At 37.3% G+C, this 23,339-nt stretch carries 23 protein-coding genes; 11 read left to right on the plus strand and 12 right to left on the minus strand.

Going from position 1 to position 23,339, the window contains the following annotated elements; all coding sequences use genetic code 11:
* The first annotated feature begins 1 nt into the window (after window position 1).
* The 4 genes from D0817_RS18190 to D0817_RS18205 are packed head-to-tail and all read left to right on the plus strand — an operon-like array spanning window position 2 to window position 3,088.
* Complete coding sequence (locus D0817_RS18190) at window positions 2-841, plus strand: phytoene/squalene synthase family protein (RefSeq protein ID WP_127339791.1); 840 nt, start codon at window positions 2-4, stop codon at window positions 839-841.
* Window positions 842-878: 37 nt separating this feature from the next.
* Window positions 879-1,319, plus strand: coding sequence for a sterol desaturase family protein (locus D0817_RS18195; protein WP_127339792.1), 441 nt, complete (start codon window positions 879-881; stop codon window positions 1,317-1,319).
* A 12-nt stretch (window positions 1,320-1,331) separates the two neighbouring features.
* Complete coding sequence (locus D0817_RS18200) at window positions 1,332-1,799, plus strand: SRPBCC family protein (RefSeq protein ID WP_127339793.1); 468 nt, start codon at window positions 1,332-1,334, stop codon at window positions 1,797-1,799.
* Entirely contained in the window at window positions 1,796-3,088 is a 1,293-nt protein-coding gene (locus tag D0817_RS18205) for a cryptochrome/photolyase family protein (RefSeq protein WP_127339794.1), read from the plus strand. The genes D0817_RS18200 and D0817_RS18205 overlap by 4 nt, the downstream gene beginning before the upstream one ends.
* Before the next feature lie 87 nt (window positions 3,089-3,175).
* Here the strand turns inward: D0817_RS18205 and D0817_RS18210 are convergent, their stop codons facing one another.
* Together D0817_RS18210 and D0817_RS18215 are read right to left on the minus strand one after the other, a co-directional pair.
* Window positions 3,176-4,480: an ABC1 kinase family protein gene (locus tag D0817_RS18210; protein WP_127339795.1), complete on the minus strand. Its 1,305-nt coding sequence runs from the start codon at window positions 4,478-4,480 to the stop codon at window positions 3,176-3,178.
* Entirely contained in the window at window positions 4,480-5,139 is a 660-nt protein-coding gene (locus D0817_RS18215; protein ID WP_127339796.1) for a TetR family transcriptional regulator C-terminal domain-containing protein, read from the minus strand. The genes D0817_RS18210 and D0817_RS18215 overlap by 1 nt, the downstream gene beginning before the upstream one ends.
* 85 nt (window positions 5,140-5,224) lie before the next feature.
* Here D0817_RS18215 and D0817_RS18220 point away from each other — a divergent pair, with 85 nt between their 5' ends.
* Window positions 5,225-6,148, plus strand: a complete 924-nt coding sequence (locus D0817_RS18220) for a TIGR01777 family oxidoreductase (RefSeq protein ID WP_238160907.1) — start codon at window positions 5,225-5,227, stop codon at window positions 6,146-6,148.
* A gap of 5 nt (window positions 6,149-6,153) precedes the next feature.
* On the opposite strand, the gene D0817_RS18225 is transcribed toward D0817_RS18220, so the two are convergent.
* From D0817_RS18225 to D0817_RS18240, 4 genes are all read right to left on the minus strand, one after another.
* The gene (locus D0817_RS18225; RefSeq protein WP_127339797.1) at window positions 6,154-6,693 is read right to left on the minus strand and encodes a YceI family protein; all 540 of its coding nucleotides are present in this window, start codon (window positions 6,691-6,693) and stop codon (window positions 6,154-6,156) included.
* A gap of 324 nt (window positions 6,694-7,017) precedes the next feature.
* Window positions 7,018-7,413 (minus strand): VOC family protein, encoded by a 396-nt coding sequence (locus D0817_RS18230; protein ID WP_127339798.1) that lies wholly within the window; start codon window positions 7,411-7,413, stop codon window positions 7,018-7,020.
* Between the two features lie 37 nt (window positions 7,414-7,450).
* Complete coding sequence (locus tag D0817_RS18235; protein WP_127339799.1) at window positions 7,451-7,999, minus strand: acyl-CoA thioesterase; 549 nt, start codon at window positions 7,997-7,999, stop codon at window positions 7,451-7,453.
* A gap of 27 nt (window positions 8,000-8,026) precedes the next feature.
* Window positions 8,027-9,397, minus strand: a complete 1,371-nt coding sequence (locus tag D0817_RS18240; protein WP_127339800.1) for a DNA recombination protein RmuC — start codon at window positions 9,395-9,397, stop codon at window positions 8,027-8,029.
* Window positions 9,398-9,576: 179 nt separating this feature from the next.
* Between D0817_RS18240 and D0817_RS18245 the strand changes: the two genes are divergently transcribed.
* From D0817_RS18245 to D0817_RS18260, 4 genes are all read left to right on the plus strand, one after another.
* On the plus strand, window positions 9,577-10,452 hold the full coding sequence (locus tag D0817_RS18245) for a protease complex subunit PrcB family protein (protein WP_127339801.1): 876 nt from the start codon (window positions 9,577-9,579) through the stop codon (window positions 10,450-10,452).
* Window positions 10,453-10,690: 238 nt separating this feature from the next.
* Window positions 10,691-11,242, plus strand: coding sequence for an RNA polymerase sigma factor (locus tag D0817_RS18250; RefSeq protein ID WP_127339802.1), 552 nt, complete (start codon window positions 10,691-10,693; stop codon window positions 11,240-11,242).
* Window positions 11,239-13,101 (plus strand): hypothetical protein, encoded by a 1,863-nt coding sequence (locus D0817_RS18255; RefSeq protein WP_127339803.1) that lies wholly within the window; start codon window positions 11,239-11,241, stop codon window positions 13,099-13,101. The genes D0817_RS18250 and D0817_RS18255 overlap by 4 nt, the downstream gene beginning before the upstream one ends.
* A 54-nt stretch (window positions 13,102-13,155) precedes the next feature.
* Window positions 13,156-13,695: a MepB family protein gene (locus D0817_RS18260; protein ID WP_127339804.1), complete on the plus strand. Its 540-nt coding sequence runs from the start codon at window positions 13,156-13,158 to the stop codon at window positions 13,693-13,695.
* Window positions 13,696-13,763: 68 nt separating this feature from the next.
* On the opposite strand, the gene D0817_RS18265 is transcribed toward D0817_RS18260, so the two are convergent.
* The 3 genes from D0817_RS18265 to D0817_RS18275 all read right to left on the minus strand — a co-directional run bounded on the left by D0817_RS18265 (window position 13,764) and on the right by D0817_RS18275 (window position 18,780).
* Window positions 13,764-17,210 carry a T9SS type A sorting domain-containing protein gene (locus tag D0817_RS18265; protein ID WP_127339805.1) on the minus strand — a complete coding sequence of 1,149 codons (3,447 nt, stop codon included), beginning with the start codon at window positions 17,208-17,210 and terminating at the stop codon, window positions 13,764-13,766.
* A gap of 311 nt (window positions 17,211-17,521) precedes the next feature.
* Window positions 17,522-18,274 (minus strand): SDR family NAD(P)-dependent oxidoreductase, encoded by a 753-nt coding sequence (locus D0817_RS18270; protein WP_127339806.1) that lies wholly within the window; start codon window positions 18,272-18,274, stop codon window positions 17,522-17,524.
* A gap of 143 nt (window positions 18,275-18,417) precedes the next feature.
* On the minus strand, window positions 18,418-18,780 hold the full coding sequence (locus D0817_RS18275) for a hypothetical protein (RefSeq protein WP_127339807.1): 363 nt from the start codon (window positions 18,778-18,780) through the stop codon (window positions 18,418-18,420).
* 140 nt (window positions 18,781-18,920) lie between these two features.
* On the opposite strand from D0817_RS18275, the gene D0817_RS18280 reads away from it, so the two are divergent.
* Entirely contained in the window at window positions 18,921-19,505 is a 585-nt protein-coding gene (locus D0817_RS18280) for a pseudouridine synthase (RefSeq protein ID WP_127339808.1), read from the plus strand.
* A gap of 202 nt (window positions 19,506-19,707) precedes the next feature.
* A complete protein-coding gene (locus tag D0817_RS18285; RefSeq protein WP_127339809.1) occupies window positions 19,708-20,163 on the plus strand; it encodes a tRNA (cytidine(34)-2'-O)-methyltransferase in 456 nt (151 codons plus the stop codon).
* Window positions 20,164-20,338: 175 nt separating this feature from the next.
* On the opposite strand, the gene D0817_RS18290 is transcribed toward D0817_RS18285, so the two are convergent.
* From D0817_RS18290 to D0817_RS18300, 3 genes are read right to left on the minus strand one after another with little or no spacing between them, the layout of a single operon-like run.
* Window positions 20,339-21,115 carry an ABC transporter ATP-binding protein gene (locus D0817_RS18290; RefSeq protein ID WP_127339810.1) on the minus strand — a complete coding sequence of 259 codons (777 nt, stop codon included), beginning with the start codon at window positions 21,113-21,115 and terminating at the stop codon, window positions 20,339-20,341.
* Between the two features lie 28 nt (window positions 21,116-21,143).
* Entirely contained in the window at window positions 21,144-22,172 is a 1,029-nt protein-coding gene (locus tag D0817_RS18295) for an iron chelate uptake ABC transporter family permease subunit (protein ID WP_438590674.1), read from the minus strand.
* A 5-nt stretch (window positions 22,173-22,177) separates the two neighbouring features.
* Entirely contained in the window at window positions 22,178-23,320 is a 1,143-nt protein-coding gene (locus D0817_RS18300; protein WP_127339811.1) for an ABC transporter substrate-binding protein, read from the minus strand.
* Window positions 23,321-23,339 lie beyond the last annotated feature (19 nt).

Below are 23,339 nucleotides of genomic sequence, written 5' to 3' on the forward strand. Positions count from 1 at the left end.
GATGAAATCACTATTTGACACTACTTCTTTCAAATGCAGCAAACTCGTCACCAAAAGCTACAGCACTTCTTTTTCGCTTGCGGTACACATGCTGGCACCAAGTATCAGAGAAGCCATATACAGCATCTACGGATTTGTCCGTTTTGCTGATGAAATTGTCGATTCCTTTCATGAATATGACAAGGAATACCTGATCAATGATTTTGAAAAAGAATATTACAAAGCAATGGAAATGGGCATTAGCTTAAATCCTATTTTAAATTCCTTTCAGCACACGGTAAAGCAATATCATATTACAGACGACCTGATTCAGGCTTTTTTGAAAAGCATGAAACTGGACCTTATAAAATCAACTTACAACACACAAAGCGAATACGAAGATTACATTTACGGATCAGCAGATGTTGTTGGATTAATGTGCCTTAAAGTTTTTGTGGAAGGAAAAGAGCAAAAATACGAGCAGCTTAAAGATGAAGCCATGCGACTGGGATCCGCTTTCCAGAAAGTAAATTTCCTGAGAGATTTAAAAGATGATAATTTAGTTTTAAACCGAAATTATTTTCCCGGAATCGACCTTAAATCTTTTGATGAAAACGCTAAAAACGAAATCATCAGTGAGATTGAAGAGGATTTCAGAGTTGCTTATCAGGGAATTGTAAAACTCCCTATGGAAGCAAAATTTGGCGTTTACACTGCTTTTGTTTACTACAAAAAACTACTGACAAAACTTAAGAAAACACCTTATTATGAAATCGGAAATTCCAGAATCAGGGTTTCAAATTATACCAAGGCGGGGCTTTTGGCGCAATCTTTTGTAACTTACAAATTGAAATTAGTCTAGGTTTTTCCGCAATCTTTAACAATTCAAAATATAAAAAATGATTTCCTTCTTAATCTTTTTAGGCGTTTTTCTCTTCATGGAATGTGTGACCTGGCTTACGCACAAATACATTATGCACGGATTAATGTGGTATTTTCACGCCGATCATCACCAGCCAAAATACGACCATACTTTTGAACGCAATGACATTTTCTTTGTCATTTTTGCCACACCAAGTATCATCCTTTTTTATTTAGGTGTTCAGGGCGGATTTAATTATTTGTTTTTTATAGCCTGTGGCATCACTTTATACGGAATCTGTTATTTCTTAATTCATGATGTTTTAATCCACCAGCGCTTTAAATGGTTCAAAAATACCAAAAACAAATACCTCATCGGGTTACGAAAAGCACATAAAATACATCATAAACATTTAGGGAAAGAACACGGAGAATGCTTCGGAATGTTATTCGTTCCCTTCAAATATTATAAAATGTAGCCCTGACCGATTATGAAATTATACAAAATAGAAACTGTTCAATATATTAATTCCAGTGTAGAAGACTGCTGGGATTTCTTCTCCAGTCCAAAGAATCTGCAAACCATTACCTTAGACAATATGAGTTTCGAAATTCAGGATTTCGACAACAAACGCATGTATCCCGGACAAATTATTTCCTATACGTTAAAACCATTATTAGGGATTAAAGTATCCTGGGTAACAGAAATTACAGTTTCAGAAGAAAATCAATATTTTATAGACGTACAGCAATTTGGCCCTTATAAATTCTGGCATCACAAACACTTTTTTGAAGCCACCGAAACCGGAACAAAAATGACCGATGTGGTACATTATGCCCTGCCCTTTGGCTATTTAGGACGACTCATGAATAAATTGATTGTCGAAAACAAATTAAAAACCATCTTCTCTTACCGCCATAATAAAATTGAAGAATTGTTCAATTCGAAAATAAAATGAAACAAAAAGTTACTTTTTTCTGGTTCCGGCGTGATTTGCGATTAGAAGATAATGTTGGATTGTTTCATGCCTTACAATCTGATTTTCCTGTAATTCCGTTATTTATTTTTGACGAAGACATTCTTGAAAACCTTCCGAAAAACGACGCAAGGGTTAGTTTTATTTATGATTCCCTTCAGAAAGTAAACGAACAGCTTAAAGCAATCGGGTCGTCTGTTTTAATTAAAAAAGGAAAAACTGCCGAAGTCTGGAAATCGCTGTTAGCAGCATTTGACATTCAAAAAGTTATATTCAACAAAGATTACGAGCCCTACGCGATCAGACGTGATTTAGAAATTACGCAATTATTACAACAAAATAGTGTGGAATCTTTATCGTATAAGGACCATGTTATTTTTGAAGAGAAAGAAATCACGAAATCAGACGGGCTGCCTTATACGATTTATACGCCTTATAAAAACAAATGGCTGGAGAAGTACCATCTTTTGGGACAAGCTGCGGAATATGATACAAAACCTTTGTTTACGCGCTTTGCTAAAAATGACTTTAAATTTCCTGAATTAGCTGAAATAGGTTTTGAAAGAAGTTCCATAAAAGTGCTTCCACATAACTTAACACAAATTGCAAATTATAAGGAAACCAGGGATTTTCCGGCTTTAGACAGCACTTCTTATCTGTCACCGCATTTGCGTTTTGGAACGGTCAGTATTCGAAAATTAGTCAATTGGGCGAATAAAAAGAACCAGACTTTTTTAAGCGAACTGATCTGGAGGGAGTTTTTTATCCAGATCCTTTTTAGTTTTCCGAATGTGGTCAACCATAATTTCAAACCGGCTTACGACGGCATTCAATGGCGCAATAACGAAAACGATTTTAAGCGCTGGTGCTCCGGAACAACAGGATATCCTATTGTTGATGCCGGCATGCGGCAGCTCAACGAAACCGGTTATATGCACAATCGGGTACGTATGGTAGTGGCGAGCTTTTTATGCAAACATTTACTCATCAACTGGCAGTGGGGTGAAGCCTATTTTGCTGAAAAATTATTAGATTTTGAATTGGCTTCCAACGTGGGGAACTGGCAATGGGCTGCCGGAACGGGTTGTGATGCTGCGCCTTACTTCAGGGTTTTCAATCCTGAAATTCAACAAAAGAAATTTGACGAAAAAGGAACTTACATCCGCAAATGGATTCCCGAATTTGACCTCGGTTATAACGAGCCCATGATAGACCATGCTTTTGCCAGAGACAGGGCCATTGCGACTTATAAGGCAGGAATAGTTAAGTAAATTCCAAATTTTTAAATTCCAAATTCCAATTATTTTGTTTCATTACAATTGGAATTTGGAATTTAAATTTTTTTCTAATTTTCCCGCTTAGTATTTCAAATAATTATTTACGCTGATTTTTGCTTTCAAATCGAACATTAAATTGTACAAACCAAAGAAAGTACGGTTCATATAAATAAAGTGTTTGGAGCCACGATTTCCATTCATTTTCTTGAGATTGGTATCGTTGGAGAAACGTTCTCCCAATTTGGCGATACTTTCAAAAAAGGTTTCATCTGCAAAATCGAATGTCTCCCCCTGAAATGGTTTCGTAAAAAGGGATAACAGGTCATGAAACATTTCGGTAAAATATTCAATTTCTGCTGGTGAATCATCCGGACGAAGAATCTCCAGTTCAAATAATTTCTGATTAAAAAGCGCCTGATCTGTAATGATATTTTTGTTGATCAATTCAAAATACGGCACATAAAAGTCTTCCGGAATTTGTTTCATACAGCCAAAATCAAGAGCAATTAACTGGTTCTGGTCATCAACCAGGAAATTACCTGGATGCGGATCTGCATGCACTTTTCTCAGAACATGAATCTGGTACATATAAAAATCCCAAAGTGCCTGACCAATTTTATCGCCAACTTCCTGATTTGTATTTTTTGCTGTAAATTCAGAAAGGTGAATTCCCGTCATCCAGTCCATGGTGATAATTTTCTCTGACGAAAACTCCGGATAATAATTCGGAAAAAGGATGTTTTCAATTTTACTGCAGGCTGCAACCACCTGCTCGCTTTGTTTTAGCTCCAGCAAATAGTTGGTTTCTTCTATAAGTTTATCTTCTACTTCTTTAAAATATTTATCAGAATCTTTTCCCTGCAGGTTAAACATTCTGATTGCTATCGGTTTCACCAAAGCCAAATCAGAGGAGATACTGTTGGCCACACCGGGATACTGAATTTTAACGGCGAGTTTTTTTCCGTCTTTAACCGCCAGATGCACCTGGCCAATACTTGCCGCATTTACGGAATTAGCATTGAATTCATCGAAAATTTCATAAGGTGTTTTTCCGAAATTGGTTTTAAAGGTCTTGAGGACCAAAGGCGCAGAAAGCGGTGGAACGGAAAACTGGGACAATGAAAACTTCTCCACATAAGCCTGCGGAAGAAAATTTTTATCCATACTGAGCATTTGGGCTACTTTAAGCGCACTTCCTTTCAGGCTTTTTAAGCCATCGTAAATATCTTCTGCGTTATTTTCGTTTAATTTATCACGGGTCAAATCAGAGTTCACCATTTTTTCGGCATAATGCTTAATATAGTTCACGCCTACCTTTGCTCCTGTCTGAACCAGTTTAGTAGCTCTTTCTATTTTTGAGGTGGGTATATAATCGATTGTTTTCATTATCTGCTGTAAATTTTTTCTTTGAATAGGAATTTCCCTAAATCCAAAAGATGGTTCATTGGCGCTACATTCATGAGTTCGAATGACGCATTGACTGATTTTTCGATAAAAATATCTGTTTTTTCAAAGGCTGGTGAAGCATCATCCATCCAGAATTTCAGGGTTAGCATTAATTGCACCCAGGCTGTTTCCTGAATTGTTTTTTCCTGAAATTTCTGAAAACGTTCCTGTTCGAGCCTGTAATCATCAGTCAGGATTTCGGCAACATATTCTTTAAAACCATCCCGCAGTGTGCCCAATTGTGTCAAATTTCGAATTGGATTTGAACCTGATTTTAAAGCCTGCAAAACATAACTTCGATTTGCCGTCAGGATCTCGAAGAACGTGAAGTAAAAACTCAGCATTTTGTTCTTCATATCGTATTCCAGATACTCCGTGTTTTTATGCAGTAAATCAATTGTATTAACGAAAAACAATCTGAATATTTCTTTTTCTAAACCTTCAAGCGTTCCGAAAAAGTTATAAAATTCAGCTTCTGAAAAATCCTTCCCTTTGGTAAAATGAAATACCGAGGCAGGTTTTTTTCCTGCTTCCAAAACTTCATTCATATAGACTGAAATGATCTCATCCTTAGTAATTTCCTTTTTTTTAGTTGCCATCATATTAAAATTTAGAATTTGCCTTAAAGGTAAGGAATGTTTAAGTACCTTTATTAATCGTTAAACAAAACACTTTGTTAAATAAATGATAAAGCAGATGCCTAAAAATGTACTAATTACCGGGGGAACAGGATTTATTGGCAAATACTTAACAGATATTCTCATTGCCAGTGATTTTTCGGTGTCAATTTTAAGTCGAGCCGACAGAAAAAACACCAATTCCGTAACGTATTATAAGTGGGACTTAACACAGAATTATATTGATGAGAATGCGATCCTGAATGCGGATTATGTCATTCATCTTGCCGGTGAAGGAATTGTAGAAAAACGTTGGACTAAAAAACGCAAGAAGGTAATTTTAGAAAGCCGCACGCAACCCATTGAACTGATTCATTCTATTCTTAAAAAACACAATAAAGCATTAAATGCATTTGTCTCCGCTTCTGCGGTTGGCATTTATGGTGCCGATACGAGTGAGCGGATTTGTACGGAAGAAACACCACCCGCGAACGATTTTCTGGGGTTAACGTGCCAGCAATGGGAAAACGCAGCAGATACAATCGCAGCCCTTGGAATTAGAACCGTAAAAATCAGAACCGGAATCGTCCTTGGAAAAGACGAAGGTTTCCTGAAAAAAGTCGCTCCCGGCTTCAAAGCCGGTTTCGGATCAATTTTAGGAACTGGCAAACAATACCTGCCCTGGATTCATATTGAAGACTTGTCTCAGATTTATTTAAAAGCTATTATGGACATACACATGAATGGGCCCTATAACGCAACAGTTACAGACAATACTACCAATGCGCGATTTTCTAAAATACTCGCTAATTTGTATGGCTATAACCTGTGGCTTCCCAAAGCGCCTGAATTCATTCTTAAAATTGTATTAGGCGAAATGAGCGCAGCCGTTTTAAAGGGCCAGCGCGTTTCTTCAGAAAAAATACAAAAAACAGGTTTTGAATTTCAATATCCGGACATGGAAACAGCCCTTTCGAGTTGTTTAAAATAAGAGTATCATTTCATAATACCGCTCAGGTCTGTGTGTACGGTTTTTGAAATTTTATTAGCCACTACATAGGGAATTTCGATATTAAAGTCCGAAACCGAAAGCGGAAAATTGGATATAATCTGTATCCCGTCAGGCACTTTTTTGATTAAGGCTTTTACGGCAATTATCTTCGATTTTCCATGAAGGTACATTTTTCCCGTGACATCATATTCTTTTTCTGTTTCGGTGATATCTTTTACATCAAACTTTTCGATTTTACCTTTAAAAACAGCTTTCGGGTAACGATGGCTTTCAATATAGTTGTCATTAAAATGCTCCTGCATCAAATCCATTTTGAAACGAAAATCTTTGATAACAACAGTACAGATAAGCGTACTTGTCTGAGGTTCCAGAACAATAGTCCCGAGCTTATTTACCGCTTTTACTTCCTCAAAAAAAGGAACAGAAGCCTGAAAATTTACAATTGCCGAACTGGTTTTAAATTTATCCTGAGCAAGAAGTGAAAATGCGGTAAAAAGAAAAATAAATAAAGTAGTTTTTTTCATAATCGTCAATAATTAAACAATTATGTCATTCGATTCTTTTTAATTTAAGAGGAGAAAAAAACTGAACTTAAGCAAGTCGGAAAAAAATCAAATGGCAATACTCCGTGAAAACTTAGTAACCTAAACCCTATACTTAAAGTTACGAAATTATACGCCACATAGTTCTTGATTTATCCTAAATCTTTGTGAAAAAAATTCTTTTGTAAAATGTTTTTTGTGAAAGGTAAGAAGTGGTAAAATTATCTTTTTCCCTTTTCAATCTCACATCTAACTCATAACTCTCAACCCACAACCCATAACCCATAACCCATAACTCATAACTTATCAACCCTCCACTTCCGTACAAATCTCAATTAAAAACCCATCCAAATCCCTTACATAGGCCACAATCTGCCCCCATGGTTTCTGAGTGGGTTCTTTGACCAGTACAGCTCCGAAAGTAGTTGCTTTTTGTACCATTTCGGGAACATCATCGGTGATAAAACCTATTTCAATTGCAAAGGGCTGCGCTTCCAGATTGCTTTCGATAAAACCTTCCTTTAAATTTTGAGCTGCCAGTTTTTTTGATGCAAAAGAAAGGGTTGTTTCACCTGTACTCAATTCGCCGTAATCATTCTCCGGCGTGACAAATTTTCTTGAAAATCCAAAAGCATTTTCATAAAATGCAACTGCTGTTTCCACATTTTCAACATATAAAATGGTGTATCCGAACTTTATCATTTTTTCTATATTTAAATTATTATAATAGTACTTAAGTCTATCCTATTTCCAGAAGTACGTTATACTTATCCAGACTTGCCAAATCTTCAATCGAATTTACGCTGGTAATTTTAGCGTGTTCTTCGATTTCTTTTTTAGTTTCAATTTGCTTGATGCATTTTCTGAAGCGGCGTACTTCGTCCAGACTGGATAAAATCAATCCCGGTACAGGAACGCTTTTTCCTTCTTTGTCTTTGGCCACCATCGTGAAATAAGACGAGTTACAATGTTTTACCGCTCCGGTCTGAATATTCTCCGACTCCACACGAATCCCTACAATCATAGAACTTCTTCCGACGTAGTTTACAGAAGCTTTCATGGTAACCAATTCACCCACTTCAATTGGTTTCAGAAAGTTTACGGTATCAACAGATGCGGTGACACAATAATTTCCGGAAAACTTTGAAGCGCAGGCAAAAGCAATCTGATCCAGTAAAAGCAAAATATATCCTCCATGTATTTTTCCGCTAAAATTGGTGTGTGAGGGCAGCATTAGTTCGGAAATACTTACTTTGGAAGAAGAAACGGGTTTGAAATCGGCAGTCATGTGGTATTATTTTTTTAGTATTTATTTTTAGTTTAGTTGTTCATTTTCGTCAGCACTTGCCCTGGCGATAATATTTTCGGGCAGTGCTTTTTTGGCTTTGGCCCCCATTTTTTTTAACTTCTCTACACTTGAAATCAAATTTCCTTTTCCATCAACTAATTTGTTCATGGCGCTGTCGTACTCGTTTTTGGTATCTTTAATTTTATTCCCAATCCGAACCAGGTCCATTACAAAACCTTCAAATTTATCGTATAAGGCACCGGCCTGCCTGGCAATTTCGAAAGCATTTTCCTGTTGCTTCTGGTTGGCCCACATACTGTCAATCGTTCGTAAAGTAGCAAGCAGCGTACTTGGCGTCACGATTACGATATTTCGGTCAAAGGCTTTATTGTACAAGGCAGAATCTTCGTTTAAAGCAATGGCAAAAGCAGGTTCTATAGGAATAAAAAGCAGCACAAAGTCCGGGCTTTCTATTTGATACAAATCGTGATAATTTTTATTTCCGAGTTGTTCTACGTGTCTTTTAATGGAATTTACATGTTCTTTCAGGAATTCAATTTTCAGGAGTTCCGATTCTTCGTTGATCCACTTTTCGTAGGCTACCAGAGAAACTTTAGAATCGACAATCATTTTCTTACCGTCGGGCAGATTAATAACCACATCGGGGAAAACCCTTGCGCCTTCACTGTTTGTAAAACTTTGCTGTACTTCGTATTCGCGTCCTTTTTCCAGACCCGATTTTTCAAGCACACGTTCTAAAACCAGTTCTCCCCAGTTGCCCTGCATTTTACTGTCGCCTTTCAATGCTTTGGTTAAATTGAGGGTTTCTTTGCTCATTTGGGCATTCATTTCACTTAAACCCACAATCTGCTGGCGTAAGGCTGCGTGATAATCAATACTCTCCTTATGGGTTTGCTCGACTTTTTGTTCAAATCCATGAATTTTATCCTGTAAAGGCAAAAGGATATTCTTCATGTTTACCGTATTTTGTTCGGTAAATTTAGCAGTCTTTTCTTCGAGGATTTTATTGGCCAGGTTCTCAAATTCTTTGGTGAATTTTTCCTGTAACTCGGTTATTTCGTTTTTTTGTTCTTTATGGCGTTCCCATAAATTTTCAAAATCAACTTCTTTTTTGGAAAGCTGAATGGCTAAACTGTCTTTTTCGGTCCGGATATTTTCTTTTTCGGAATTATTTGAATAAAGCAGTTTTTCAAAAGCAATTCTTTCTTTCTCGAACTGTTCTTTTTGCAATTGCAGCTGATTGAATGTAGCATTTAATCGTTCATTCAAACTTACTTTTTCGGATTCCGAACGGGCCGCAAACAATAATCTGCCTAAGTATATTCCTAAGAACAAGGCGATAACAAAAGCAAACAAAACCGGAAGAAAGTCAAACATAAGCAAGTTTATTTTAAGTAAAAGTACGCAATAATACGTAGTGCCTAATTTTTAAAATTGAAATTTCACGAATAACCGGTGATTCTGAATTAAATAAACATTCTAAAATAAAAATGTTTTTTCTCACGCAACCATTTTCTAAAATTACATCTTCTAAATATAACCTATTAAAAAAAATCATGAAAAAATTAATACTTGGCTTATTTATAGCTTTTGGAATTAGCGCTTGCTCATTAAGCAATGATGATCTGAATGTTGATTGCGGATCAAATGTAGACGCCCCTTTTACAGGAATTCCATTTTTATGTAATTACAGTGTAAAAACACTACCTCCCAATCCAGTTGCGTATATCGTTAACACGCAGGAAAGACTTGAAAGTTATTTCACAAAACACGAAAACACCTGTCCAAACCCTACTGATCCGGCTATCGATTTTACAAAATACTATTTAGTGGGTATTTTCTCAGGAGCGAAACCTACAAGCGGATACGATATCAAAATGACGTCTATCGTTGAAAACAACTGTGAAATCATTATCAACTTTTACGAAAAAGCACCGCTGGCCGGTGAGTCGATAACACAAACGCCAACCTACCCTTCTGATTTTATTCTGATTCCTAAAACTGCTAAAACTGTTCTTTTTAACAGAACTAATGAGAGTTCAGATAAAATCGTAATTGGAAGTTTTGCAAATCAATGTACCGGTGCCGATTGTCAGAAGTTTTTCCAATTGAATGATTATAACATTCTGAAATTTCAAAATGTAGTGGCCGGAAGTTATGATTTTAACCAATATAAATATACTGCAACAGGTAAGAGAAGTGAGTATACTTTATTCTTAAAAAATGTACCAGCTGAGATTGCTGCCCTGAAAGGACAAACAAAAACCTACGGTACGCCTGATACGGCAGGTCACGGTGGCGTTTATTTTGAATTGCGTCAGGGTGCGGTTACCACCAAAATTTACATTGACAATACGGATACCGCAGATCAGAATGCAGCTATAAAAGCATTCAAAAAATCCATTCAGGATAAAATCACACTCCTGAAATAATACGAAAACAACACACTTTATTATCGATTCCGGTTTTGATCCCTGGTGACAATCCGGAATCAGGTAATTTAGAAAATGACGTCATTATTTTTAAAAACCAAAGTTATCCACGCAAAATACTGACAATCAAAACATAGCAATCCTAAACACGCTTACGAATACTACTCAGACTATCTCTAAAAGATAGTTTTCTGAGTGAAAAAAAACTAATTTTGCCAAAACAAATTTAACCACATCTTTGAAAGACGATTTAGAAAAATATATTAAGCAATGCATGCAAAATGAAAGAGAAGGACAACTGAAAATTTATCAGTTGTTTTCTCCTGTTTTGTACGGAATCTGCTTGAAATATATGAAAAATGAAGACGACGCCAAAGATGTCTTTCAGGAAGCATTTGTAATTGTTTTTCAAAAAATAAGTCAATACAAGTTTGAAGGAAGTTTTGAAGGCTGGTTAAAACGCATTTTTATCAATAAACTTATCGAGACTTTAAACAAAAAGAAAAAGGAAAATTTCTTTTTAGATGTTTTTGATCCCGATACCGATTATAGCGAAGAGGAAGAACTCGACATTATTCCGATTGAACAGGAAAAGTTACTCGAATATATCCGGGATTTACCCGATCAGTACAGGACCGTTTTTAACTTGTATGTTTTCGAAAAAATGAAACATAAAGAAATAGCCGAAGTATTGAAAATCTCAGAAGGTACCTCAAAATCAAATTTAAACAGGGCCAAGCGAATTTTGCAAAAAAGAATTTTGAGCATAAAAAATTTTAAGACAGCATGAAGAAGCAAAAAATAGAAGATATTTTTTCATCAATGGAAAACTTTTCCAGTGTTCCGCCACCCGAATTATGGGGACAGATTGAAGAAAAACTAAACAAACCTAAAAAGAAGAAAAGAGCTATTCTTTGGTGGTCGGCTGCTGCATGCTTATTATTAGGTCTCATGCTCCCTTCTGTATTGCATTTTAATTCAGGGTCTGAAATTAAAGATGCAAATACGAATGCCGTAGAAAATAACAGCGTCGCTCTTGACGAAAACGCGGCAGAATCCAATCCCGATAAAACAGTTTCTGCTGATAAAAATACACTCGGCGAAAAACCGTTGAATGTTAAAAATTTAGAAGAACCTGTGAAAAAATCACTTTCCGATCAGGAAAAAGTAGAAATCGAGGAAACAGCTATTGTGCATGCTGGTGCAGATAACAAGACCAATCGCAACCTTTCGAATGAGGAAGTGGGAATTACGGGAAAAAGAAACGGAACTCAGGCTGTAGCCGAAAATACTTTTACTCGTGAAAAAGAAAACACCTTACATTCTGCTTCTAAAAATCAAATAGTAAGCAATAAAAGAAATGCGAATCAAATTGCAGCTGAAAAGTCATTTAATCCCGGAAAGGAAAATTTATTTAATTCTGATTCAAAAAATCAACCGTTAGCTGCCGACAGCCGAAATACAAATCAAAGTTTAGCAGCGAAAACACTAAACAATGGAAAGCAAAATCTGTTTAATGCTGCCTCAAAAACGCAAGCAGCGGATCTGGAGAAACGAAAAGCAAATCAGATTCTTACCGAAAAGACCTTTAATCAGGGAAAGCAGAATCCATTTAACGCGACCTCAAAAAATCAGCTTTCAAATGCTCTTTTTGAAGATAAACAGTATTCTAAAAACAGTCCAAACAGCAATAACGGCTTCGCTTTACATTCTTCCCAACCCTTTTCAAATGATTCGGAAAGTAAAATGGCTAAAAGCGGAAAAGAATCCAAAAACGAATTGGCTGTAACTGAAAAAACTTTTGCGGAGCATCAGAAAAGCACTTCAAAATTTGGCGATGTATTAACCAAACAGGATTCTGTTCAGTTAGCGGAACTTCAGAATTTAGAAAAAGGTATTGTTACCAGCGAAATTAAAAAAGAAACAGAAAAAGAAGTAAAAGCGAAATCAAATGCCGAAAAATGGGCTGTTGAAGTTTTTGCCGGCGTTGCCAATTCTGAAAATTATAAAAATGAGAAAACGTTAGGCCATGTCAATGACTCGAAACAAAGCAATTCCTATGGTGTAAAAACAAAGTACAAAATCAATAAAAAATGGGCAGTGGGTTCCGGTTTTAAAATCAACGAACTGGGTCAGAGTATTGCTAATGTCTCGTATATGAATGTGAGTGAAAAAAATAATTCTCTCGCAAGCTATAGTGATTATTACATTCAAAGTTCGGCTACTCCGCAAATTGCGTCCAACAGTGATTATGTATTTGTTTCGAACAGCAGTAAGGAGGTACTGAAAAGTAACAATCTTCAGACGGGTAATTTAGATCAGAGTTTAAAATATATCGAAATGCCCTTAGAGGTTTCCTATGCTGTTTTCAGTAAAAACAAAACGAGTATCAGCTTAAATACAGGCGGTTTTGTGGGCAAATTGATTTCAAACAATGTCGCTTTGGATGGTAACAGCATTGGGCAAAATATTGAAGCCAATGACTTTGTTTACGGTTCTGTATTAAGCAGTACGGTGCAATACCGCATTTATAAAAAAACAAATGTTTTTGTGGAACCGGCTATGAATTATTATTTAAATCCGTTAAACAACCAGTCTTTCAATCAGTTTCAATGGGGATTGAATTTTGGATTGAATGTTTCGTTTTAGACTATTTTTTGTTGTAATTTTCAAAAAAACAGCAACAAAAATAACTTCCTAAGAATGAGCATTAAAAACAATTTGAATAATCCAAATTACATTCCGCCGGACCTACTTCTGGCCAGGGAATTGGTTTATGATCTGTTAGATCTGAAATGTAGCCAACCTCATCCTGAAGCAGAAAGTGCGGAATACAGCGCATATCGTTTTCAATTGAACGGTAAGAATATTTGCTATCGGGAAGCCAAAATTACACCCACAAAAACAGGTCAGTTTGTGACCTTATGGAAACGCAATCAATCCTCAAAGACTATTGAACCTTTTGATGCTTCAGATGCTATTGATTACATTATAATAAGCGTCAGAAAACAAGAATTGTTCGGGCAGTTTATTTTCCCAAAATCAGTTTTATTGGCGAAAGGGATATTTTCTACTGACGCCAAAGAAGGGATACGAGCCACAAGGGTTTATCCGCCCTGGGATGAAACCAAAAGCAAACAGGCTCAGAAAACACAGCAGTGGCAATTGGATTATTTTTATGAAATTCAGCTCAATTCCTCTACAGATTTAAATCATGTAAAACGTTTACTGGAGCATGATTAAAAGTCTAAAATAATAAACAAAGGCAGCTCGATTGAGCTGCCTTTGTTGTTTTAAAAATAAAAAAAGCTTTATTTCTTAATAATTTTACTGGTGTAAATCACCTTATTATTTTCAGTCAAAGTATAAAGATAAACTCCGCTTTTAAGGTTACCGACAGGAATCACTGAATTACTTTTTTCCTGAGTTCCTTTTATTTCAATCGGACTCATTACTAAACGGCCTGATATATCGTAAATTCTTAATTTCAGGTTTTTATCATGCGCTGTTTTCACTGTAACGTTTACAACATCTGATGCCGGATTCGGATAGGCCTGAACAAAATATCCGTTTTTATTTTCAAAATCTGTTGTAGATAAATTATCGGCTTTGAATTCGAAACGGGCGATTACGGGTCCGTGATCTGAAGTGTTAGTGGTATAACCTGAAATATCCGCGCGTGGATCGTATACTGCAATTGAGTTCGGAATGTACTGGTCTGTCAGTTCATTCGAAATCACAATATGATCCAAAAATCCTCCGGAACTTAAAAAACTATAGGCTCCTGCCTGGCTGATTCCTAAGGTCAATGCATTGTAACGGTCTGTATCTTCTACTATTTTCTGATAAGAAGAAGGAATAGTTGGTCCCACAACTGATATTTTTACATCATCGTTAAAATCGCCCAAAATCATAAAATTCGAATTTGGATAATTGGCATCTAAAGCGTCTTTTAAATATTCGGCATCGTATTTACGCTGGTTGTATTTAAGCATATCGCTCCCACTGTTGGCACGCGCGTGAATATCAATCAGGTTAATTTCTTTTTTGATCCCTCCAATATTAGTTTCAATCTTAACCAAATAAGGCAAGCGTCCTGAAGAGAAAAAACTATCGTCATTAACCTGCGGAGTTTCTGTTCCGGGATAGCCCGGTAAAATTGTCGTTCCGTTACGAACAGCATCATATAAATCCTTAAACAACACTTCCGTACTTTTTACAGTAGTAGTTTGTGTGTTATACAGCACTACCAGTTTCTGAGGTGGAAAATTAGCTTCCGGATCATTAAAAGAATAAGACCAGGAAGTGGAAATTGTTTTGTCGAATGTTTTTCCGTTTATATTTATTTTCTGGATCAGCGCATCTATAGAAGGATCATCGGAAACTTCCTGTACGACATATACATCGGCATTGAGCTTATTCATTACTTTGGCAACATTGTCTATTTGTAAGGCATCATCAGTTGGCCCGAATTCAGTTCCGCTTTTATCTTTTACGTCGGTACCGAAAAACTCCAGATTATAGGTTACAACATCAAAAGTATCTGCTTTTGGTAAAGATGAACCGGTTAAAGCTCCTATTTGCTTGTTTAGCCCCGTCCCGGTTACTGTTAATATACCTGAAATAGTAAGCGCTTTTACTGACGGTGTAAATCTTGCATAGAGCGTTTTACCTGCGACGGCGTCTGCAGCACTTACAACAATAGCGGATTGAAATAAAATATTGTCTGACGAAACCTGATAATCAGCAGGAGCCGTAATGGTAATATCCCCGTAGCCATCTGCTTTAAAATCAAACGGTTTACCGGCCGATATCGCGTTAGGGCTAACGTCTCCAAAATCCAAAACAGGATTTGAATCAACATACCCGGTTTCATTAGTAACAGCATAATCATCAAAAGACCATTCTGAAGCATTATTGGTTCCTCCGGCGGTAGTTTCATAAACCCAGGCGAGATATGTATGACTTGTTTTATAAGCCCCCAAATTGATATACTGTGAGGGTACATAAGTTCCTGTTGCTGTTGGAAAATTACCATTTATTTCTGTCCATGTTGCCGTTTCAGGACTGCTTTTCCCGTCATAATCAACAGAAACCAATAATTTCAAACCCGGCCCCGCATAAAACTTACGGGTGTAGAAAGACAATAAAGGAAACTGATTAAAATTATCCAGACGTAATCTTGGTGATATTAACCAATCCTTGCTTGCTCCGGTATCTGAAAAACCATTCATAAGAACCGCACCGGTTCCGGAATTCACATTTCTTGCAACGGTAGTAGTCGACCATTTATTAATGGGACCCGATACATTATACTGAGTCCAGCCACTGTTTGTAAAAACACTGGGATCGTTAAAGCCCTGTACATACGGATTAATTCCTCTTCCTGACAGCGTAACCGTTTTAGTTGCTGCACCGGTTGATTCATGTGTAATCTGACCTGAAAAAATGCCTGTTGCATTTGGAGTGAACTTTACATAAACGGTTGGTGTTGCATTACCCGCAAAATCAGACAGGTTATAAGTTAGCGAAGATTGAAAGTTGGTATTGTCTTTGGAAATTGAAAAATTAGCTCCCGCAGTAACTACAACATCATTCGTAAGATTGCTTCCCTGAATCTGATAAGATAACGTTTCCGAATCATAATTTGCCTCAGAAAATCCCAGATCCAGTGCAGTTGTTGTCGTGGATAAAGACGGGATTACAACACTTGAGGTGGTCACATCTACTTTATTTACCGTGGACTGAATGTTCCCGTAATTATCCTCCGAAATAGAAAAAACAGAGTACGAAGTATTAAGAGTCAAACCACTAAAAGTTTTCACATATATCTGGGAAGGATCTGTAATGTCCAGAAATCCGGATTGTAACGCAGCAGTTCCAGTGGCGTCAAGACCGGATTTTATCTGGGCAGCAGTTGGTTCTGCACTTCCTGATGGCACTAATACATAATATGTTTTGGCAGCCTCATCTACTTTATTAGAGAAATCAAAACTGTCCGACAATATCGTACTGGCCTGTGGATAACCTGCCACATTTACCGGAGCTGTGTTATCACTTCTTATATCTATGTTATCAATCGCAAAAGAAGGACGTGAGCCTCCGCCTGAATTTTGTTTGGAAATCCATCTGATTTGCACAACAGGCTGGTTTTCGCATTCTGCGGGTAATGTTACTTTGATTGTTTTTACATTCTGCGGCGTAGTAACCGCTGTGATTTGTTTTACATCATTGTTAACATAAGCCGTTGGCAATAAAGAAACGAAAGCGGCAGTTGTTCCAATACGATATTGCAAAACCATTTCATTTATACGGGTATTATTGGTCGCTGGCGGTATATCATACGGATTACGAATGGTCATCGCATCATATTTAATCTGAATCGCTGTCTGACCAATTGTTGAGAAAGCCAATCCGATAGCCAGATCAAGAGAACCTGTATTCAGGAATCCGATCTTTCCATCGTAATTATGAAAATTACCACTACTGGTAGAAGCATTGCTGCTCGCAACCAAAGGTCTGTCGGCAACCATAGTAGCAGCTGTAGCAAATTGACTTGTCCCTGATGGATTTGATGTCGACACAGTCCAGCCCTGAAAACCTGCCGGATAGGCTACTACTGTTGCAGCAAAAGAAAAATCCTGCGTGTAAGGCAAACTTTGAGCTGTTGGCATGGTCTGTGCCACAAGACTCATCGAAAAGCAACAAAAAAAGCTAAAAAAAGCGATTACGTTACGTAAAGAGTAAATGTTTTTCATACGTTTGAAAATAGGGGTTTTTAGAAATCAAATTTATAGTCTTTAATATTAACGGAATATTGTAAAATCTTAAACATATTGTACCCAAACCGGTAAACATCTGGCAACAAAAAGGAAATTATTAACTCATCTATTCCATTATTGTCAGCAATTACAGGCTTTGACAGCATTATACATTATTCGAAAAATTTACCTACAAGATAGTAATTTATAAGAAATAACTTTAGATAATTATTTTTATTATATGAAAATAAACAAAAAAAGACCCTCTGAAAGTAGAAGGTCTTTTAATTCTATAGTTGGAAATACAACTAAACCGCGGTATAACCTCCGTCGGCAATGATATAACTTCCTGTGGTAAATGAAGATTTTTCGGAACTTAAAAACAAAACCAGTTCTGCAATTTCCTCGGCAGTTCCCAAACGATTCATGGGTGCTTTTGCTGCAATTGCTGTCATTGCACTACTATCTAAATTATCTTTTAACAATGCCGTTTCAATATAACCCGGGCCAACGGCATTGCAGCGAATATTTTTCTGAGCATACTCTGCGGCAATATTTTTGGTCAGTCCGACAACTCCATGTTTTGATGCGGTGTAAGCCACACTATTCGGAGCGGCGACCTGACCGTGGATGGATGCAATATTAACAATGCTTCCACCGCCGTTTTTTTCAATTTGTTCTAATTGATAACGACAGGCGTAAAAAACACCACTAAGGTTGAGCGCAATAACGCGATCCCAGGACTCCGGCTCGTATTCTCCTGTTGGTTTGGCCGGACCGCCCATTCCCGCATTATTACACGCAATGTCCAATCGCCCGTATTTTGCAACCGTTTCCTCTACCAGCCTCTTATTGTCACTTGCACTTGAAGAATCTCCTTTGATGAAAAATGCTTCTCCACCACTATCCTTTATAATTTTTACGGTTTCCTGACCGTGTTCTGTATTTATGTCTGAAATAATAACTTTTGCTCCTTCCCGAGCATAGGCTTCTGCAACAGCACGCCCAATTCCTGAACCTGCTCCCGATACAAAAGCCACTTTGTTTTCTAAAAGTGCCATAATCTTGTATTTTAATTAATACTACAATTTACGAAGATCCGCAGGGATGACCCGTTTAAAACAGGACTTTAAAATAACATTAACGCTGTTTGCCAATCAAATGTTATTTAAGAAAAAAAAGGCCAAAGTCATTAAAACATTTACTATTCATCCAATTTCATATTGCCTCTGTCTTTATGATTGTCGGGATCAGAATTAGGATAACGATTTGGCGTTACATCAGAATTCCTGTCTTTGTTTTCAACCGTTTTTTTCGCCTCTTCTTCTGTAGAAACGCCACGGTTTGAATTTTCGCTATCAGTCTGATCCGGAACTTTATTTATCTTTTCATTTTCATTTCTTGCTCTCTCTACCACTTCTTTGTTGCCGTCTGCGTCAGTTACTACTTCTTTCTGCAGTTTTGTATCGTCCGGTTTATCATCGTGGGAGACATTTTTACCTTTCAGTTCATCGCTGGTTTTTTGTACTCCGTTTATTTTTTTAGAGCCTAAATCATTAGTTTCCATATTTTTATTTTTTAAAATTCGTATCCTAATATTACGAATTCTATGACAAAAAACTAAATGCTTTAACATAGCTTTTGCATAATAAAACGTTCTTCTTTCAATTATAATCAAACAAAACTATCTTTGCAGAAAAATAAGACATGCACCAACACTTCATTCTTTTTAAACCTTATGGCTATCTCAGCCAGTTTATTTATGAATTAAAAAGAAAGAAAAAGCTTCTTGGCGAATTGTATAATTTCCCGGAAGGCACAATGGCTATCGGCCGTTTAGATGAAGATTCTGAGGGCTTGCTCTTACTGACCACCGACGGAAAAGTAAGTGAACAGATCAGAAGCAAAAAAGTCGATAAGGAATATTACGTGCAGGTCGATGGTGTAATCACCGCTGAAGCTATCGAACAACTGCAACAAGGTGTCGAAATCGGTTTTGATGGCGGTAAATACATCACAAGACCCTGCAAAGCTTTTATCGTGACGGAAATTCCGGACTTTGGACCAAGAGCAAAAAAAATAAGGGACGAACGCCATGGGCCAACTTCATGGGCTTCCATAACGGTAAATGAAGGTAAATTCCGTCAGGTGCGAAAAATGACCGCTGCCGTTGGTTTTCCGACTTTACGATTGGTTCGCGTTCGCATAGGAAATGTATATTTGCAAAACTTAAAAGCCGGAGATGTTCTGGAAGTTGAGGATTTTTTTAAATTAGATCATGAGGCAATTTGATAATTTGATAATTTGATAATTTGATAATTAGACAATTTGATAATTAGATAATTAGATAGTTTGATAATTACCCGATTAGATAATTAGATAATTTTTAGAATTCTGAACTTATAACCAATAACTCACAACTAATAAGTCATACCCCATAAATCATAACTCAAAACTCATAACTCATAACTCATAACTCATAACTCAAAAACCAATGCTGAACGTAGTTCTTGTAGAACCTGAAATTCCGAATAATACCGGAAACATCGGAAGATTGTGTGTCGGTACAGAAAGTCGCCTGCACTTAATTCACCCTTTTGGATTTGTAATTAATGATAAAAACCTGAAACGTTCCGGTTTGGATTACTGGGTACACCTTGATGTTACCGAGTATGCCAATCTTGAAGAATGGATCAGGCAAATTCCGGATCCGTCACGTGTTTTTCTGATGAGTTCGCATGCCGAGAAATCGTACCTGCATAATGAATTTCAGGATGGAGACTGGCTGGTTTTCGGAAAAGAAAGTGTGGGTTTAAGCCAAGAAGTTCTGGCCCGTTTTGAAAATCATTTAACGATTCCGATGTCAAAATTAATCCGAAGTTTTAATATTGCGAATTCTGTTGCTTTTGTGGTGGGTGAAGCTAAAAGACAAATTGGATTAAAGGTGTAGTCCGGTATCAATTATTGAATGGTAATGAGATTTAATAATATTAGGTACTTTTAAACTAGTACTGTTCTTACAAAAACTGAGCCCCTATCTAGCCCTGATGGGAACGGCATCCTTTTGTGGTGGGGTTCACCACAAAAGATATAGTGGACAGCAGGATTAGCTCCTGAAAAAAAATCTAAGTAATAATAAACTTTCCTTTCTCTGCATCAAAAACGATATGTTCGTCTTTGAACAAAGTAGCAAAACTTCCGTTTGAAATTAAATTACAAGGTTCATCCTGAACAATTACATCAGGCGTCATGATAATCATTTCATCGCTCAATTGTATCGCCAGATCAATATCGTGAGTCGAAAAAACAATACACTTTTGAGTTTCCTGGGTGAGCTTTTTCAATAATTTGAAAAGGGAGACTTTATGCAGCAAATCAAGATGGGTCGTCGGTTCATCGAGGATGATCAACGGTGTATCCTGCGACAGCGCTCTTGCGATTAAAACTTTTTGCAATTGTCCGTCGCTGATCTCAAAATGTTTTTTAAGCGCCAGATCGCTGATTTGCGTCAGTGCCAAAGCCTCATTTACCTTTGTAATATCTTCGGGCGTTAAAGTACCAATCCAGTTCGTGTAGGGCTGGCGACCCAAGGCCACTAATTCGAAAACAGTCAAATTACTGGGCGGAAGTTTTTCAGTCAGCACCAGGCTTAAGTTTTGTGCTAAAGCCAAAGGTTTGTAGGTATTTATATTTTTACCATTCAGAAAAACGGTTCCCGCTAAAGGCTGCTGAATCCCTGTTATGGTTCTTAATAAAGTCGATTTCCCTATTCCGTTTGCTCCTATCAGCGAAATGAGTTTTCCTGCCCTGAGATTTAAATTTAGCTTTTGGGCAATAGTCACAGTTGCTTTCCCGGACTTGTAGCCAATACTTAAATCTGAAGTAGATAGAATTGTTTTCATTATTTTTTAAGGTGCTGATATTCTTTTGTTATTGGAAATTTCTTTTTTTCAGTAATAAATAGACCACAACAGGAGCCCCAATCAGCGACGTAATCGCATTGATAGGCAATGTTGTTTCGAGGCTCGGTAACTGTGAAGCAATATCGCAAAACAGCATGATAATTCCGCCATAAAAAAACGTGCTCCAATATAAAACGACATGATTACTGGTCTGAAAAGTAAGTTTTGCAATATGGGGCACTGCCAAACCAATAAAAGCAATCGGACCGGCAAAAGCCGTGATGCTTCCCGCCAGAATACTGGTGGCAAATATGATGATTAATCTGGCTCTCTTATAATTCAGTCCCATGCTTTTAGCATAATTTTCCCCCAAAAGCAGCGCATTCAGCGGTTTGATGCTGCCCGCACTTAGAAGAAGACCCAGACCCACACAAACTGCCAAAATGCAAATTGAGGTCCAGGAAAGATTTCCAAGACTGCCTAATGACCAAAAAGTAAATTTCTGCAACTGCTCTGCGGAACTAAAAGAAGTCAGAACCCCGACAATAGCACTGGTAAAACTGCCAAACATAAGTCCGACGATTAAAATTGCCATTGTGTTTCTCAGTTTTTGTGCTACTACTAACACCAACAGCAAAACGGAGATACTTCCTAACGTTGAGGCCAGTACAATTCCGTATGCAGATACTAAAATTGTGTTTAGAAATGGCGGTAGAAAACCGGCACCCAGAATCACTACAGCTACCGCTAAAATAGCTCCTGAACTCAAACCCAAAACGTCCGGGCCAGCCAGTGGATTCCGAAATAAAGTCTGCATCAGCAAACCGCTAACAGACAATCCTACACCTACCAAAACAGCCGTAATGGCTTTCGGCAGGCGATAGTTAATGATGATGTATTCCCAGGTTGATTTACTGGCTGTTCCACCCGTCAGGCTGGTATATACTTCTTTGAAGGGAATGGTAACGGACCCTAGACTAATGTCAAGAAAAAACATGAACAGCAGTGCCAAAGCCAGTATAAAAAACAGGATTATATTGCGTTTTTTAGGAATCAAGCTGATTATTTTAATTTGGATGCAAAAGTTAATTCATAGCCCGGTAACAGATCAGGATGAAAAATTTTGATATAATCTTTTAAAACTAAATCGGGGCGGCTTGGTGCCAGCTCATAATAAATTATTCCTCCCGTTGCCCCAAACTGACTTTCAAAAGTATAAACGTTTTTATTTTTGAAAGCATCAAACTGTGTATAATGCGGATTTATTTTCCCAAACTCGTCGAGCGTTTTAAAGGATCCTGCCGCGATCCAGAAATTAGCCGTCTTGGCTTTGACCAATACTTTTTCAAATGACAGTCCTTCGCTTCCGGTTCCTTTCAGATCTGCCCATAAATAATTGGCCTGCGAATCCTTCATAAACTGAGCTACCCAGCTGTTTCCTTTGGCAACATACCAGATATCTTCATACATCGATCCGTACAAAACCGTAGAAGTGGCTTTTTGATCTGCTGCTAATTTCTTTGCCTGAGTGTAGCTTAAAACAATCTTGTAAAACAATTCTTTTGCTTTATCTTCCTTGCCAAATAAGGCCCCGTAAAGCTTAATCCATTCTGCTTTTCCCAGCGGGGACTGCTCCATCCAGTCGGCCTGGATAAAAACATTTAAGCCGCTTTTCTTTAAATTGTCCAACATCGGGTTGTTGTTGTCTACCCCAAACGTAACAATAAGGTCCGGTGACAATTCTATAAGCTGTTCGATATTTAATTTTTCATTCTGACCCACATTTTTGACAGCACCTTTATCAATCAGCGCTCTTGTTTTCTCTGAAGAAACATAATCTGTATGTGGAAAACCAATGAGTTTGTTTTCGACTTCCAGCATTTCCAAAAACGGAATGTTGGTTGTAGAAGTCACTACCACAGATTCCAAAGGCACCTTTATAGTGGTATAAGATTGTAAGCTGTCGGGAACTTTAGCTTCTTTTTCTTTTAGGATATAAGTGAATTTTTTATTGGCATTTGGCCATGGATTTAAAACCGTTACCACCGAATATCCCTCATGTTTCACAATAGAAAGCCCGGAAGCATACTCGATACTATTTTTTGAAGTTTCCGTTTTAACGGATGCCGTATCTTCATTTTTTTTACATCCGGTAAGGAGCAGGAAAGAAAAAAGAAAAATAAATTTAGGTAATAAATGTTTCATCTTTAGGTTATATAGTTTT

The organism is Flavobacterium cupreum (genome assembly GCF_003996965.1).
Taxonomy (GTDB): domain Bacteria; phylum Bacteroidota; class Bacteroidia; order Flavobacteriales; family Flavobacteriaceae; genus Flavobacterium; species Flavobacterium cupreum.

Excerpts from the sequence above, each read along its gene's own strand:
- D0817_RS18270 (WP_127339806.1), bottom strand. The coding sequence starts at position 18,274 with ATGGCACTTTTAGAAAACAAAGTGGCTTTTGTATCGGGAGCAGGTTCA.
- D0817_RS18240 (WP_127339800.1), bottom strand. The coding sequence starts at position 9,397 with ATGTTTGACTTTCTTCCGGTTTTGTTTGCTTTTGTTATCGCCTTGTTC.
- D0817_RS18220 (WP_238160907.1), top strand. The coding sequence starts at position 5,225 with ATGATAAAGCAGATGCCTAAAAATGTACTAATTACCGGGGGAACAGGA.
- D0817_RS18285 (WP_127339809.1), top strand. The coding sequence starts at position 19,708 with ATGCTGAACGTAGTTCTTGTAGAACCTGAAATTCCGAATAATACCGGA.
- D0817_RS18190 (WP_127339791.1), top strand. The coding sequence starts at position 2 with ATGAAATCACTATTTGACACTACTTCTTTCAAATGCAGCAAACTCGTC.
- D0817_RS18235 (WP_127339799.1), bottom strand. The coding sequence starts at position 7,999 with ATGACTGCCGATTTCAAACCCGTTTCTTCTTCCAAAGTAAGTATTTCC.
- D0817_RS18215 (WP_127339796.1), bottom strand. The coding sequence starts at position 5,139 with ATGGCAACTAAAAAAAAGGAAATTACTAAGGATGAGATCATTTCAGTC.
- D0817_RS18200 (WP_127339793.1), top strand. The coding sequence starts at position 1,332 with ATGAAATTATACAAAATAGAAACTGTTCAATATATTAATTCCAGTGTA.
- D0817_RS18260 (WP_127339804.1), top strand. The coding sequence starts at position 13,156 with ATGAGCATTAAAAACAATTTGAATAATCCAAATTACATTCCGCCGGAC.
- D0817_RS18265 (WP_127339805.1), bottom strand. The coding sequence starts at position 17,210 with ATGAAAAACATTTACTCTTTACGTAACGTAATCGCTTTTTTTAGCTTT.
- D0817_RS18300 (WP_127339811.1), bottom strand. The coding sequence starts at position 23,320 with ATGAAACATTTATTACCTAAATTTATTTTTCTTTTTTCTTTCCTGCTC.
- D0817_RS18290 (WP_127339810.1), bottom strand. The coding sequence starts at position 21,115 with ATGAAAACAATTCTATCTACTTCAGATTTAAGTATTGGCTACAAGTCC.
- D0817_RS18210 (WP_127339795.1), bottom strand. The coding sequence starts at position 4,480 with ATGAAAACAATCGATTATATACCCACCTCAAAAATAGAAAGAGCTACT.
- D0817_RS18280 (WP_127339808.1), top strand. The coding sequence starts at position 18,921 with ATGCACCAACACTTCATTCTTTTTAAACCTTATGGCTATCTCAGCCAG.
- D0817_RS18255 (WP_127339803.1), top strand. The coding sequence starts at position 11,239 with ATGAAGAAGCAAAAAATAGAAGATATTTTTTCATCAATGGAAAACTTT.
- D0817_RS18225 (WP_127339797.1), bottom strand. The coding sequence starts at position 6,693 with ATGAAAAAAACTACTTTATTTATTTTTCTTTTTACCGCATTTTCACTT.
- D0817_RS18205 (WP_127339794.1), top strand. The coding sequence starts at position 1,796 with ATGAAACAAAAAGTTACTTTTTTCTGGTTCCGGCGTGATTTGCGATTA.
- D0817_RS18230 (WP_127339798.1), bottom strand. The coding sequence starts at position 7,413 with ATGATAAAGTTCGGATACACCATTTTATATGTTGAAAATGTGGAAACA.
- D0817_RS18195 (WP_127339792.1), top strand. The coding sequence starts at position 879 with ATGATTTCCTTCTTAATCTTTTTAGGCGTTTTTCTCTTCATGGAATGT.
- D0817_RS18275 (WP_127339807.1), bottom strand. The coding sequence starts at position 18,780 with ATGGAAACTAATGATTTAGGCTCTAAAAAAATAAACGGAGTACAAAAA.
- D0817_RS18245 (WP_127339801.1), top strand. The coding sequence starts at position 9,577 with ATGAAAAAATTAATACTTGGCTTATTTATAGCTTTTGGAATTAGCGCT.